Origin of the sequence: Kineosporia corallincola (genome assembly GCF_018499875.1) — a bacterium.
Classification (GTDB): Bacteria; Actinomycetota; Actinomycetes; order Actinomycetales; family Kineosporiaceae; genus Kineosporia; species Kineosporia corallincola.
Genome location: NZ_JAHBAY010000004.1, coordinates 32,141 through 46,188, shown reverse-complemented (window position 1 = coordinate 46,188; position 14,048 = coordinate 32,141). Strand labels below are relative to the sequence as shown.

Sequence of the window (14,048 nt, the reverse complement as noted above, 5' to 3'; positions counted from 1 at the left end):
TTGGCGTTTCAGCCCTCCGCGGCCAGGCGTTCCGCCACCCGGTGGTCGGTGATCAGCACGTTCACCCAGCCACCGAGCAAGGCTGCCCGGATCGCGTTGTACTTGCGTTCCCCACCGGCCACCCCGACCCGGCGGGGAACACGCCGCAACACGTCGGCGCCGATGCCGACGAGACGGTCCTCGAACGGTGTGGTGATGTGCGCCCCGTGCTCGTCGAAGAAGCGCAGGCACACGTCACCGACCGCGCCGAGACGCCGCAGATGGCCCATTTCGGTCTCGGCGATGGCGTTTCCGCTCTGTCGCAGCAACGGTGAGGGCTCCAGACTGCCGATGCCGGCCAGCAGCAGGGTGAGGTGCCGCCAGGCGCGCAGCACGTCGGCTATGGCCTGGTCGGCGACCAGCCCGTCGCGGGTGAGGGAGGACGCGACCAGCCCGGGGGCCGGCAGGTACACGGCGTTGCCGCCGGTCACCTGCGCCAGCCGGCCGGTCAGCCGGGTGGCCGTGGCCTGGGCCGTGACCACCCCCATGCCTCCCAGCACCTGCACCACCTCGTCGGTGGCCCGTACCGGGCGCGGCTGCATCGCCTCCACCGCGGCCAGCAGGGTGGAGCTCCACGACGAGATGCCCACCCGTTCGCCGCCGGTCAGCGTCGTCTCCAGGTAGACGGCGGCGGCCGAGGCCAGGGCCGGCAGGATGCGCTGCTCGTCGGTCTCGTCACCGGTGTCGGCGACCACCACCTCGCTCACGCCGTACCTACGCTCGACCGCCTCCTCCAGGTCGGCGTAGACGCCGCGCGGCGAGATCACGATGGTGCGCACGATGCCCAGCTCGACGGCACGCTTCAGCAGACGAGACACCCGGGGTTGCGAAATATGGAGACTGGTGGCTATTTCCGGCTGCCGCAGCCCTCGCTCGTGATACATCCGGGCCACCTTGGTGAGGAGCCGGACCTGGCCGGCGGACAGACGTGGCGACGCTTCGGTCATGTCAGGCACATATCCATTCGACATCGGCGAGTTATTCAGCATGACACTGCGTCGAGGTCCGGAACACCCATTGACATCCGGGTTGCCCGGATTCATGATCGGGCTATGTCCAATCAGCGCCGAATGGATATTCACTTTGCTGTGAGCCGACCCGCACGGCGACTTCTGACCGCTGCCACGGTCGTCGCGGTCCTCGTCCTCACCGGTGCCTGCTCGCACGTCCCCGGCATCTACACGATCGAGAGCGGGAGCGACGCACAGGCCGCGGCCGGTCGTGGGACCTTCGACCCGGCCGTCTACGTCGACCAGGTCTGGGACTCGAAAGTGCTTCCGGCGGTTCAGGATCAGGCGGTCGACGCGAACACCCTGCTGGCCGCGATCGACGCCGACCCGGACGCGGCGGGCGAGCAGTACGGCCACCGGGCGGGGGTCGGCGGGGCGTTCTCCTACCTGATCAAGGGATCCGGCACGGTCACCGCGGTCGATGCCGACTCACCCTCGCGACCGCTCACCGTGCGTCTCGAGGGAACCACGGACGACGTGAGCATCGGCACCGGTCAGGTGATCGCCGGCACCGCCCTGCGAGACGCGGTGGGCTTCATCGGTTTCAGCGACTTCGCGAACCAGCTCGACTACGCCGACGTGGCCACCCGGCTGAACGACCGGGTGCGCACGGACGTCCTCGCTCGGCTGCCGGACGACCCGGCCGACCTGGAGGGCGCGGAAGTCAGCTTCAGCGGCGCGTTCTCGTCACTGGTCCCGGGAACGGTGATGATCGTTCCGGTCAGTCTGGAGGTGGGGGCGTGAGCCGCGCGGTGCTCACCGCCGAGTCGGTGAGCAAGAACTACGGCGGGGTGCACGCACTGCGCGAGGTCACCTTCCACGCCTACCGCGGCGCGGTCAACGTGCTGGTGGGCGAGAACGGCGCGGGCAAGTCCACGCTGATGAGGATCCTCTGCGGCGCCGAACGCCCCAGTGCCGGACGCGTTCTGCTGGACGGCGAGCCGGTGGCGATCGACGGCCCGCGCACCGCCATGCGACTCGGGATCGGCATCATCCACCAGGAACTCAGCCTGTTCCCGAACCTCTCGATCGCCGAGAACCTCTTCGCCGGAAGGGAACTGCGCAGCCGTGGCCTCAGCGACCTGAAGGCCCAGCGCGAGCGGGCCCGCGTGGTGCTGGAGCGGCTCGGCCAGGCACGCCTGAACCCGGACCGGCTGGTCGGTGAACTGCCCATCGGTCAGCAGCAACTCGTCGAGATCGCCCGGGTGCTACTGGAGGACGTGCGCATCCTGATCATGGACGAGCCCACCTCCGCGTTGTCCAGTCACGAGGTGGACGTGCTGTTCTCGGTGATGGGTGACCTGCTCGCCGACGACGTGACGATCATCTACATCTCGCACAAGCTCGATGAGTTCCGCCGGATCGGCGACCACGTCACGGTGCTGCGTGACGGCCGGCTGGTGGCCCACGAGACGATGCGCAACACCGACACCGCTTGGATCGTGCGGCAGATGGTGGGCCGCGACCCGGACAGCCTGTTCACCCGCAACGGCTCCGCAACCGGCGAAACCCTGCTGGAGGTGGACCATCTCACCGTGGCCGGTCCCAGCCGACCGCGGGTGGACGACGTGAGCTTCCGGGTGCGGGCGGGTGAGGTGGTCGGCATCTACGGCCTGATGGGGGCAGGACGCACCGAGCTGATGGAGGCGCTGATCGGTCTGCGGCCCACCGCCTCCGGCACCGTGCGGGTGAAGGGGCACCTGGAACCGAAGGGCACGGTGCGCGCCCGGCTGGCCGCCGGTCTCGCCCTGGTGCCGGAGGACCGGCAGCGTGACGGCCTGGTGCAGAGCATGTCGGTGCGCGACAACATCGTGCTCTCCACCCTCGGGCGGCTCACCCGCGGCGGGCTGTTCCGGCGTGGCGCGCAGCGCGACACCGCGCGCGCCAAGGTGGACGAACTGGCCATCAGGTCAGGCGATCTCGGGCTGCCCGTCACCTCGCTGAGCGGTGGCAACCAGCAGAAGGTGGTGCTGGCCCGGGCCATGCTCACCGACCCGGTGGTGCTGCTGCTCGACGAGCCGACCCGGGGTGTGGACGTGGGGGCGAAGAGCCAGATCGCCGAGCTGATGGCGGGTCTGGCCCAGGCCGGGTTCGGCGTGCTGTTCATCTCGTCCGAGCTGGCCGAGGTCACCGCGATCGCCGACCGGGTGCTGGTGATGGCCGCCGGCCGGCTGACCGCCGAGTTCGGCGCCGGTGAACTGACCGAAGAGGCCCTGGTCGCCGCGTCGGCGTCGGAGCAGGCCCTGCACACCGTCCCGGAGGTCCAGTCATGAGCGACACCGAGGTCGCCACCGCCGTCAGCACCCGCCCGCCCAGCCCAAGCAGCCCGCCCGGTTCCGCGGCCCGGGTGGCGCTGCTGCTGTTGCGGGGCCGCACCGTGGTGGTGCTGGTGCTGCTGATGGTCCTCTTCGGGTCGATCTCCGGCGAGTACCTGAGCTCCAGCAACCTGATCCTGATGACCAAGCACGTGGCCATCAACGCGATCCTGGCCATCGGCGTCACCTTCGTGATCCTGACCGGGGGCATCGATCTGTCGGTCGGCTCGATCGCCGGGCTGGCCGGCATGATCTGCGGCGGGCTGCTGTTCACCGGCCTGGCGCTGCCGGGCGACGGCACACTGTTCCTCTCCGTCGGTGCGGTGATCCTGGCCGGCATCGCCCTCGGCGCCCTGGTCGGCTGGGTGAACGGCGTGGTGATCACCCGGTTCAGGGTGGCTCCGTTCATCGCGACGCTCGGCATGCTCTACGTGGCAAGGGGTTTCGCCCAACTGCGGAGCAATGGCGGCACCTACCCGAACCTGGCCGGCACGCCGGAACGGGGCAACACCGGCTTCCACGTGATCGGCGTGGACCGGTGGCTGGGCATCCCGGTCGCGGTCTGGATCATGGTGGCGGTGGCCGTACTGGCCGTCGTCGTCACCACCCGCACCCCGTTCGGCCGCCGGGTGTACGCGGTCGGCGGCAACGAGCGGGCCGCCGAGCTGGCGGGCATCCGCACCGCCCGGATCAAGATCGCGGTGTACGCGATCAGCGGGGCCTGCGCCGCCCTGGCCGGGTTGCTGCTGACCTCGGAACTGGGTGCGGCCTACCCGGACACCGCGACCACCTACGAGCTGAACGCGATCGCCGCGGCGGTGCTCGGCGGCACCGCGCTGTCCGGCGGGCGCGGCACGATCATCGGCACGGTGCTGGGCGCCTTCGTGATCGGGTTCCTGGCCGACGGGCTGGTGCTGGTCGGGGTCTCGACCTTCTGGCAGTCCGTGGTGAAGGGGGCCGTCATCGTGTTCGCCGTGATCACCGAGCACGCCCAGCAGCGCCTACAGACATCTCTGGCCGAACGGGCGCTCTGAGTAGAGCTTTTCGTCGTCCAATATTTGAGAACTCTCGCAACGACGCGAAGGGAACCACCGATGAACCTCAAGCGCGCGCTGCTGCCAGCGACGCTGGCCGCCGTACTCGCCCTGACCGCGGCCTGCGGCTCCGACTCAGACGCCGACCCGGGATCGACCGGGGCGGAGACGAAGTCGAACCTGATCGTGATCATCACCCCCTCCCCCGACAACGTGTTCTTCAAGGCCGAGCAGGACGCGGCGGCCGCCAGAGCCACCGAACTCGGTTACCAGACACTGGTGCTCAGCCACGACGACGACCCGACGAAACAGAGCCAGGAGATCGACACGGCGATCTCCCGCAAGGCCGCCGCGATCATCCTGGACAACGCCGGGGCCGACGCCACCGAGTCCGCGGTGCAGCGGGCGAAGGACGCCGGCATCCCGTCCTTCCTGATCGACCGGGAGATCAACAGCACGGGAATCGCCGTGGCACAGATCGTCTCGAACAATGCCCAGGGCGCGTCGCTCGGCGGGCAGCGGTTCGCCGAGCTGATGGACGGCAAAGGCCAGTACGCCGAGCTGACCGGCAAGGAGACCGACACCAACGCGGGTGTGCGGTCGAAGGGTTACCACGACATCCTGGACCAGTTCCCGGATCTGGAGATGGTGGCCCAGCAGACCGCGAACTGGGACCAGGCCGAGGCGCTGAGCAAGACCCAGACGATCCTTCAGGCGCACCCGGAGATCAAGGGCATCATCGCGGGCAACGACACGATGGCGCTGGGCGCCCAGGCCGCCCTGGAAGCGGCCGGACGCGACGACGTGATCGTCACCGGTTTCGACGGCAGCCCGGACGTGGTCGCCTCGATCGAGAAGGACGGTATCAAGGCCACCGTGCTCCAGCCGGCCAGCCAGATCGCGGAGATGGCGGTGGAACAGGCCGACGGTTACGTCCGGACCGGCCAGGCCACCGAGGCCGAGAAACAGTCCGTGGACTGCGTGCTGGTCACCGACGAGAACGCCTCGGGCGTCGAGAACTTCGCCGTCACCCCGTAGGTCACCGACGAGAAGGAGGCATCTGGAGATGCTGGTCGCCGATCCCACCGGCGCTGCGGCCTGGCGCCGGTTCCGCGAGGAACTGGCCGCCGCCGACCGACCAGGCCGGGCCCGACTGCTGTCCGTTCGGGCGGACCGCCTGCGGGCCAACGACATCCGCATGATCAACCGGGCCGGGCTCGGGCACGTCGGCGGTGACATGTCGGTGCTCGACATCCTCACCACGCTGGTGTTCGGGGTGCTGGCGATCGACCCGGAACGTCCCGATCTGCCCGACCGGGACCGGCTGGTGCTGAGCAAGGGACACAGCGCCGGGGCGCTCTACGCCACTCTGGCCGCCGCCGGATTCTTCGCCGAGGCGGAGCTGGACACCTTCGCCCAGCCGCTGTCGGCCCTGAACGGCCATCCGAACCGGGTGAAAGTCCCTGGGGTGGAGACCAACACGGGTCCGCTCGGGCACGGTCTGCCGGTCGCGGTGGGGATGGCGGTGGCCGGGGTGCTGGCCGGCTCGGCGCGGCGGGTGTTCGTGGTGCTCGGCGACGGGGAGCTCCAGGAGGGCAGCAACTGGGAGGCCGCGATGACGGCCGGGCACCGGAAACTGGGCAACCTGACCGCGATCGTCGACCGCAACCGGTTGCAGCAGGGCGCCCGCACCGAGGACACCGTGACGCTGGAACCACTGGCGGACAAGTGGGCCGCGTTCGGCTGGAACGTGATCGAGCTGGACGGCCACGACCACCTGGCCCTGTACGAGGCGCTCGGCACCCGGTACCCGCTCCCGACCTGTGTGATCGCGAGAACGGTCAAGGGCAAGGGCATCTCGTTCATGGAGGACCGGGTGGAGTGGCACCACAAGGTCCCGAGCGGCGAGCAGGTGGCCACCGCCCTGCACGAGCTGGAGGAGCAGCAGGTATGAGCACCACCGTCAGAACGCCCGAGACGCACGACTGCCGGGTCGCTTTCGCCGACGAGCTGATCGCCCTGGCGGAACGGGACGAGCGGATCGTGGCCGTCTGCAACGACTCGGTGGGCTCCAGCAATCTGGTGGCGTTCCGCGACCGGTTTCCCGACCGGCTGATCAACGTGGGCATCGCCGAGCAGGACATGGTCGGGGTCGGGGCCGGTCTGGCGCTCAGCGGCTACGTGCCGTTCGTCTGCGGGGCCGCCCCTTTCCTCACCGGGCGGGCCCTGGAGCAGATCAAGGCCGACGTGGCCTACGGCCAGGCACCGGTGGTGCTGTGCGGGATGAGCCCGGGCCTGGCCTACGGCGAGCTCGGCCCGACCCACCACTCGATCGAGGACCTGTCCTGGTTGCGGGCCGTGGCCGGGCTGGGGGTGGTGGTGCCGGCCGACCCGGAGCAGACCCGGGAGGCCGTGCGCTGGGCGGCCTCCGCGGCCACGCCGGTGTTTCTGCGGGTGGGCCGGTTCAGGGTGCCGTCGGTGACTCCCCCGGGCACCCGGTTCGAGTTCGGCGTGGCCCAGGAACTGCGGCCGGGTGACGACGTCAGCATCGTCGCGATCGGCTCGACGGTGTCGCGTGCCCTGTCCGCCGCCGAGCTGCTGGCGGTGCGCGGAATCCAGGCCCGGGTGATCAACATGGCCACCGTGGCCCCGCTGGACGAGGAGTGCGTGCGCCGGGCGGCCGGGCAGACCCGCGGCATCGTGACCGTGGAGGAGGCCACGATCACCGGAGGCCTGGGGGCCGCGGTCGGCGAGGTGAACCTGCGGCAGGCCCGGCCGGTGCCGATGCGGATGCTGGGGTCGCGCCGGGAGTTCGCCCCGACCGGTGACACCGCTTATCTGCTGGAGCATTTCGGCCTGACCGCCGGGCACATCGCGGCGGCCGCCGCCGAGCTGGCCTGATGCCGGGCGATCTGGTGCTGGCCGTGGACCAGGGCACCAGCGCCACCAAGTGCCTGCTGCTCGACCGGTCCGGGCGGGTGGTGCGCTCCGCCTCGGCGCCGGTCGGGATCGGTTACCCGCGTCCCGGCTGGGTGGAACAAAGACCTGAGGACGTCGCCGGGAGCGTTCTGGCCGCGACCGCCACCGTTCTGGACGGTCTCGCGGCCGGGGACCTGGCCGGCATCGGGCTCAGCACCCAGCGCGAGTCGGCCCTGCTCTGGGACCGGGCCACGGGCAGGCCGGTCGACGCCTTGCTCGGCTGGCAGGACCAGCGGGCGGCCGGGGTGTGCGAGCGACTCCGGCCGTACCGGAACGAGATCCGGCGGATCACCGGGCTGCCGCTCGACCCGATGTTCAGCGCCGCCAAGCTGACCTGGCTGCTGGACCGGCACGACCCGGACCGGCGGCTGAGCCGGGCCGGGCGGCTGGCGGCCGGCACGGTGGACTCCTGGCTGATGTTCGCCCTGACCGGGCAGCACGTGATGGAGGCCGGGAACGCCTCGCGCACACAGCTTCTCGACCTGTGCACCGGACAGTGGAATGCGGAGCTTTTGCAGATATTTGAGGTTCCGGAAGCCGTTCTGCCCGTTATTGTTTCATCGGAGGGAAAGCTGGGGACGGTGACCGCCGGGCCGTTGGCGGGTGGCCAGGTGCGGGCCGTTCTGGGGGATTCCCATGCGGCGCTGTACGCGCACGGGGCGGGCGAGAAGGGGGTGGGTGATCGTGCGGGGTCACATTCAGCGGCGAAAGTCACCTACGGCACGGGTTCTTCGGTCATGCGGACGGCAGGCCGGGGCACGGGAGACGCCGCGGCGCTCGGCACGGAGGCGGTCTGCCGCACCATCGCCTGGGCCGATCCCGAGCCACAGGTGGCGCTGGAGGGGAACATCCGCTCCAGCGGCGCCACCCTGACCTGGCTGGCCGAGCTCTTCGGCACCACGCCGGAGCAGATCGTCCGGCTGGCAGGGGAAACCGGGAAGAGTGAGGGGGTGCACATCGTGCCCGCCTTCGGTGGGCTGGCCGCGCCCTGGTGGGACGACTCGGCGCAGGGTCTGATCAGCGGGGTCTCCCTGGGCACCCGGTTGCCGCAGCTGGCCCGGGCAGCAGTGGAATCTGTGGCGTTGCAGGTGGACGCCGTGGTCCGCTCGATGCCCAGCGCCGGCGCGATCCTGGCCGACGGCGGAGCCAGTGCCAGCGACCTGCTCATGCAGCTCCAGGCCGACATCAGCGGCGTACCGGTCCGGAGAGCCCGCGAGCGCGACCTCTCGGCGGTCGGTGCGGGGCTGCTGGCCGCGCGGGCGCGGTGGGGGCGGGTCGGTCCGCTGAGCTACGACGATTTCATGCCCCGACAAGACCGGACGGCGCTGCGCGAGGCCTGGCTGAACGCCGTCCATCAATCTCGAAAGGTGCAACGATGAGCGAGTATCCGCGTTTCGGAGCCGGCCTGTGGCACTTCGCCTCCTACCTCGACCGGTACGCCGTGGACGGCTACGGGCCGCCTCGCACCACGCTGGAGGCGATCGGGCTGGCCGGGTCGGTGGGCGAGCTGTCGGTGGTCGACCTGAACTACCCGTTCACGCCGGGGGTGACGCTGGAGGAGGTGAAGGACGCGCTCAAGGCGGCCGGCCTGACGGCCATCGGCATCACCCCGGAGATCTATCTGCGCAGGCATTCTCGCGGGGCGTTCACCAATCCGGACCCGGCGGCGCGGGCTTCCGCACTCGATCTGATGCACGAGGCGGCGGGCGTGGTGCGGGAACTCGGGGCGGACTACGTCAAGATCTGGCCGGGGCAGGACGGCTGGGACTACCCGTTCCAGGTGAACCATCAGCAGCTGTGGGCGCTGGCCGTCGACGGCATGCGCGAGCTGGCCGGCGCGCACCCGGACCTGCGGTTCGCCATCGAGTACAAGCCACGTGAGCCGCGGGTGAAGATGACCTGGGACTCGGCCGCCCGCACCCTGCTCGGCATCGAGCAGATCGGTCTCGACAACGTCGGGGTGCTGCTCGATTTCGGTCACTCGCTGTACGGCGGGGAGTCGCCGGCGGACGCCGCGCAGTTGATCATCGACCACGGCCGCCTGTACGGGATGGACGTGAACGACAACCTGCGGGGCTGGGACGACGACCTGGTGGTCGGGTCGGTGCACCTGATCGAGATCCTGGAGTTCTTCCACGTGCTGCGGCAGAACAACTGGGACGGCGTCTGGCAGCTCGACCAGTTCCCGTTCCGCGAGGACCCGGTCGACGCCGTGAAGACGTCGCTCCGCACGCTCAAGGCCCTGCACCGGGCGCTGGACCGGCTGGACGTGCCTGCCCTGCTGGAGGCCCAGGACCGGCAGGACGCCATGGCGGCGCAACGCATTGTGCAAGACGCGCTGCTCTCCGTCGGCACCGGCGACTGACAGGCCCGCCCGTCCGGGTACACCCCCGTCCGGCTCCGGTAACGCTTCGATCTCACTCCGCGACAACCGGGGCCGGAAGGGGCATTCGAGGCGGAAGCAGTCTCCCGGGGCTGCGATGATCTGATCGATGAGCACCGTCCAGCCCCCACTGACCGGGTATTACCGCGCCCTGCTGCGGTCGTACCAGTCGACGGCGAACCCCGACCTCGCCGGGACGGTCCATGCCTTCGCCACCCCGGTGGAGAAGGGGACCAACTCGCAGGACCGGCTGTGGACGGCCTGGGGCGAGATGATCCGGCAGGCCAGCATCCGCGCGCCCGAGGACCAGACCCGCCTGGTCGATCTGGTGGTGGCGCTGCGCGACCGCGGCATCAAGCCGGACGCCTCCAACCCGCACATCATCTGGGGCCAGGTGCTGTGGACCGGCCTGCCGCTGCTCAACGCGCAGATGCGCGAGGCCTGGAACTGGGCCGCACCGCCGAGCACCTCGGACTACACCTGGCGCAACGTCAACGGTTTCGCCGCCCGGCTGACCCTGGCCGGCATCGACTTCTCCCTGCTCGGGCTGTGGACCATCCGGGCCAGCCTGGAAGAGAAGGAGAAGGTGTCGGCGACCGAGCTGATGGCGGCGGCCGAGTGGTTCAAGTACCTGACCAAGCCGATCATGCAGTGGTCGCAGGACGAACGGCAGTTCGAGGGCCCCGACGACCCGGCGTCCGCACCGGGCAAGCTGCTGATGGAGGAGGGCTTCACCCGCTCCGGCTTCAGCTCGGGCCGGCTCGCCTTCTGGCAGCGACGGATCAGGCAGGGCAGCACCCAGCGATAGATACTGGGACGCATGTCAGCGTCACCAGTGCCTGAGCAGTCCGCCCTGATCGTGCCCGTCCCGGAGACCGAGCCGGTGGTCGGGCCGTACCGCGCCACGATGGACGCGAACGCGGCCAAGGGCGTGCCGGCACACGTGACGGTGCTCTACCCGTTCCTCTCGCCGTCCATGATTGATGACGACGTACGCACCACACTGCGTGACCTTTTCGCCACACACTCGCCGTTCGAGGTCTCCTTCCGCGAGGTGCGCTGGTTCGGCGACGCGGTGACCTGGCTGGCACCCGAACCGAACGACGCGTTCCGCCGGCTCACCGCCGCCGTCTGGGGCCATTTCCCGGACACCCCGCCGTACGCGGGCGAGCACGACGGGGACAACCCCCACCTGACGATCGGGCACGGTCTGCCTGTCGAGGTGCTGCGGCAGGCGGCCGACGAGGTGACCGCGCGGCTGCCGGTCGACGCGACCGTCGGCGCGGTGCACCTGATCGCCGGGTCGGACGCCCCGGACTCCTGGCGCACCCTCGACGTGTTCACCCTGGGCGACCCCGGCTGACCCGTCCGGAGGCTTGAGAAGAGCCGGGGTGCGCACGATGAGAGGACGTGACGACTCCACGCGCTCTCAAGTTCGTGCTGGCAGTGCTGCTGCTGTGCCTCGTCATGGTCACGCCGATGATCGCCTGGAACTTCACCGGCCAGAAGACGGCACTGGGCACCAACTACACGCTGCGTAGCGCGCAGCTCGCCAGCGGCGCCTCCACCACGGCGCGCTGGAACCCGTGCCAGCAGGCCATCACCTGGCAGGTGAACATGTCGGGCTGGCCGGCGTCCAAACGCTCGGCGATGCTCAAGCAGATCACCGCGGCCGTGACCAAGGTGTCCAAGGTGACCGGGATGACCTACCGCTACGCCGGCACCACCACGTTCACGCCCCGGCAGGAGAACCTGGTGTCGGCCCCCGCCGACATCGTGGTGGCCGTGATCAACCCGAAGACCACCAATTTCTCCTTCACCGAGAACTCGCTGGGCTACGGCGGCGTGCTGTGGGCGACCTGGTACGGCGGTGACGGCGAGGGGGCGGCCGTGGTGCGCGGTTACGCCGTGCTGATCCCGGCCGGGATGAACAAGCTGAAAGCCGGTTTCGGGGGCGGCAACACGCAGGGCAACGTGATCCTGCACGAGATGGCCCACGCCGCCGGGCTGGACCACGTGCGCAGCAAGGCCCAGCAGATGTACCCGGACCTGACCGCGAAGTCGCCGAACGGCTACGCCGCGGGCGATCTCCAGGGCCTGGTGAAGGTGGGTAAGAAGGCCGGCTGCATCACCGTGCCGTCGCGGGTGAACATCACCGACTACAACTAGTTCAGTCGGATGGCTGCATGCCGATGACCACTGCCATGGGGGCGAAGTGGCTGCGGCTACGGCAATGGTGGGGGCTGCACGCGGGAGCCCGGTTCTTCGTGACGCTCGCGGTGATCAGCCTGGTTCCGGTGCTGGCGCTGGGCACCGTGATGGCGACGCAGTACCGCACCGAGTCACGTGACCGCGGGGTGGCGCAGGGGCGGCTCCAGGCGGCACTGATCTCCCGGCTGATCACCGACAACCTGCTGGAGCAGGTGACGCTGAAGAACGGCATCAACAACGTCGAGCGCACCCGGCTGGACCGGCTGGCCGACACCCAGGTGGACAGCGGCATCATCAGCCGGTTCCGGCTGCGCGGCCCCGACCTGCGCATCATCTACAGCTCGGACGGCTCGGGTCTGCGGTACGGCCCGGCGGTCGGTGACAGTACCGAGCTGGACGGCCAGTCCGCCTCCGACGTGCTCACGGCCCTGGACGGCGAGGCGGTCGCGTCCATCGTGGAGTCCGGCGGCTCCGAGGTGGTCGAGGCCTTCGCCCCGCTCTACAACGTGCGCTCGCACGCCCTCATGGGGGTGCTCCAGGTCGAGGTGCCCTACGGGCCGATCGCGGCGCAGATGAACGCCGGCCTGCACCAGCTGTACTTCGCGCTGGGCACCGGACTGCTCACCCTCTACCTGGTGCTGGCCGCCCTGGTCTGGTGGTTCACCCGCGAACTGGCCCGGGCGGCAGCCAAGTTCGAGCACCAGGCGCTGCACGACACGCTCACCGATCTGCCCAACAAGGCGCTGTTCTCGGACCGGATCTCGCAGACCGCGACCCTGGTGGAACGCGGCGGCGGCATCCACCTGGGCCCCGGCCGGCGCGGGGGCGGGGCGGCCGTGGTGCTGTTCAACCTGGACGGGTTCCGCGACATCAACGAGGCGATCGGCCCGGTCAACGGCGACGTGGTACTGACCACCGTGGCCGAGCGGCTGCGCAACACGGTGCGCGCCGTGGACACCGTGGCCGGCCTGGGCGGCGACCTGTACGGGCTGATCCTGGCCGGGGTGGAGAAGCAGGACCAGATCGAGGCGGCCGCGGCCCGGATCAACCGGAACGTGGAGGAGGACATCGTGCTGGACGCGTTCGACGTGCCGGTGCGGGTGTCCGGCAGCATGGGTGTGGTGTTCATGCCGAAGAACGGCACGAACGCCGAGGTGCTGCTCGACCGCGCCGACGTGGCCCTGCACGTGGCCAAGACCTCGCACAGCAAGCTGGTCTGTTACGACGACGAGCAGAACAACTACAGCCCGGACCGGCTGGCGATGATCGGGCAGCTGCGCGACGCCATCACCAACGAGGAACTGCGGCTGCACTACCTGCCCAAGGTGGACCAGCCGGACGGCCACGTGACCTGCGTGGAGGCGCTGGTGCGCTGGCAGCACCCGGACCGCGGGCTGCTCTCCCCCGACCAGTTCGTGCCACTCGCCGAGCAGACCGGGCTGATCGACGACCTGACCCGCTGGGTGCTCACCACCGCGCTGCGCCAGCTCAGCGTGTGGCGCCGGGTGCGCGACGACCTGAGCGTGGCCGTGAACATCTCCGAGCGCAGCATGAACCACCTCGACCTGCCGCAGATGGTGTTCGACGCGCTGACCGAGACCGGCGTGCCGCCGGCGTCCCTGCTGCTGGAGATCACCGAGGCCGCGCTGGTGGCCGACCAGGAGCGGGCCGGGGTGGTCATGCAGCACCTGTCCGGGGCCGGGGTCCGGCTCAGCCTCGACGACTTCGGCGAGGGCTTCACCAGCCTCAGTCACCTGGCCGAGCTACCGCTGAACGAGCTGAAGATCGACCGGATCTTCGTGAAGGACATGCTGGAGAGCCCGAACGACACCGCGATCGTGCGGTCGGTGGTGGAGCTCGGGCACAACCTGAATCTCGAGGTGGTGGCCGAGGGTGTGGAGACGGCGGAGATCCTGGCCGCCCTGAACGAGCTGGGCGTCAACGGCGTGCAGGGGTACTTCTTCACGCCGCCGTTGCCCGCCACCGAGATCATGGACTGGATCGGGGCCCGCACACCGGCCAACGACCCGACGCAGAGCGGGGATCAGCCGCCCCAGCAGTAGAGCGCCGGAAGTGT

At 69.9% G+C, this 14,048-nt stretch carries 13 protein-coding genes; 12 read left to right on the top strand and 1 reads right to left on the bottom strand.

Annotated elements, in window-relative coordinates; translation table 11 throughout:
- Positions 1-8: 8 nt before the first annotated feature.
- Positions 9-986: a sugar-binding transcriptional regulator gene (locus tag KIH74_RS10400; protein WP_214155637.1), complete on the bottom strand. Its 978-nt coding sequence runs from the start codon at positions 984-986 to the stop codon at positions 9-11.
- A 141-nt stretch (positions 987-1,127) separates the two neighbouring features.
- On the opposite strand from KIH74_RS10400, the gene KIH74_RS10395 reads away from it, so the two are divergent.
- The 12 genes from KIH74_RS10395 (at position 1,128) to KIH74_RS10340 (ending at position 14,034) form a co-directional block, all read left to right on the top strand.
- On the top strand, positions 1,128-1,793 hold the full coding sequence (locus tag KIH74_RS10395; RefSeq protein ID WP_214155636.1) for a DUF2291 family protein: 666 nt from the start codon (positions 1,128-1,130) through the stop codon (positions 1,791-1,793).
- Positions 1,790-3,322 carry a sugar ABC transporter ATP-binding protein gene (locus KIH74_RS10390; protein WP_214155635.1) on the top strand — a complete coding sequence of 511 codons (1,533 nt, stop codon included), beginning with the start codon at positions 1,790-1,792 and terminating at the stop codon, positions 3,320-3,322. The genes KIH74_RS10395 and KIH74_RS10390 overlap by 4 nt, the downstream gene beginning before the upstream one ends.
- On the top strand, positions 3,319-4,398 hold the full coding sequence (locus tag KIH74_RS10385; protein ID WP_214155634.1) for an ABC transporter permease: 1,080 nt from the start codon (positions 3,319-3,321) through the stop codon (positions 4,396-4,398). The genes KIH74_RS10390 and KIH74_RS10385 overlap by 4 nt, the downstream gene beginning before the upstream one ends.
- A 60-nt stretch (positions 4,399-4,458) precedes the next feature.
- Positions 4,459-5,436 (top strand): D-ribose ABC transporter substrate-binding protein, encoded by a 978-nt coding sequence (locus KIH74_RS10380; RefSeq protein WP_214155633.1) that lies wholly within the window; start codon positions 4,459-4,461, stop codon positions 5,434-5,436.
- 28 nt (positions 5,437-5,464) lie between these two features.
- Complete coding sequence (locus tag KIH74_RS10375) at positions 5,465-6,352, top strand: transketolase (protein WP_214155632.1); 888 nt, start codon at positions 5,465-5,467, stop codon at positions 6,350-6,352.
- On the top strand, positions 6,349-7,299 hold the full coding sequence (locus KIH74_RS10370) for a transketolase family protein (RefSeq protein ID WP_214155631.1): 951 nt from the start codon (positions 6,349-6,351) through the stop codon (positions 7,297-7,299). Before KIH74_RS10375 ends, KIH74_RS10370 begins: the two co-directional genes overlap by 4 nt.
- Positions 7,299-8,756: an FGGY family carbohydrate kinase gene (locus KIH74_RS10365; protein ID WP_214155630.1), complete on the top strand. Its 1,458-nt coding sequence runs from the start codon at positions 7,299-7,301 to the stop codon at positions 8,754-8,756. Before KIH74_RS10370 ends, KIH74_RS10365 begins: the two co-directional genes overlap by 1 nt.
- The gene (locus KIH74_RS10360) at positions 8,753-9,742 is read left to right on the top strand and encodes a sugar phosphate isomerase/epimerase family protein (RefSeq protein WP_214155629.1); all 990 of its coding nucleotides are present in this window, start codon (positions 8,753-8,755) and stop codon (positions 9,740-9,742) included. Before KIH74_RS10365 ends, KIH74_RS10360 begins: the two co-directional genes overlap by 4 nt.
- Positions 9,743-9,869: 127 nt before the next feature.
- The gene (locus KIH74_RS10355; protein WP_214155628.1) at positions 9,870-10,568 is read left to right on the top strand and encodes a DUF3632 domain-containing protein; all 699 of its coding nucleotides are present in this window, start codon (positions 9,870-9,872) and stop codon (positions 10,566-10,568) included.
- A gap of 12 nt (positions 10,569-10,580) precedes the next feature.
- Positions 10,581-11,123 (top strand): 2'-5' RNA ligase family protein, encoded by a 543-nt coding sequence (locus KIH74_RS10350; protein ID WP_214155627.1) that lies wholly within the window; start codon positions 10,581-10,583, stop codon positions 11,121-11,123.
- Positions 11,124-11,170: 47 nt separating this feature from the next.
- Complete coding sequence (locus KIH74_RS10345; protein WP_214155626.1) at positions 11,171-11,929, top strand: hypothetical protein; 759 nt, start codon at positions 11,171-11,173, stop codon at positions 11,927-11,929.
- A gap of 17 nt (positions 11,930-11,946) precedes the next feature.
- Entirely contained in the window at positions 11,947-14,034 is a 2,088-nt protein-coding gene (locus KIH74_RS10340; protein ID WP_214155625.1) for a putative bifunctional diguanylate cyclase/phosphodiesterase, read from the top strand.
- Positions 14,035-14,048 lie beyond the last annotated feature (14 nt).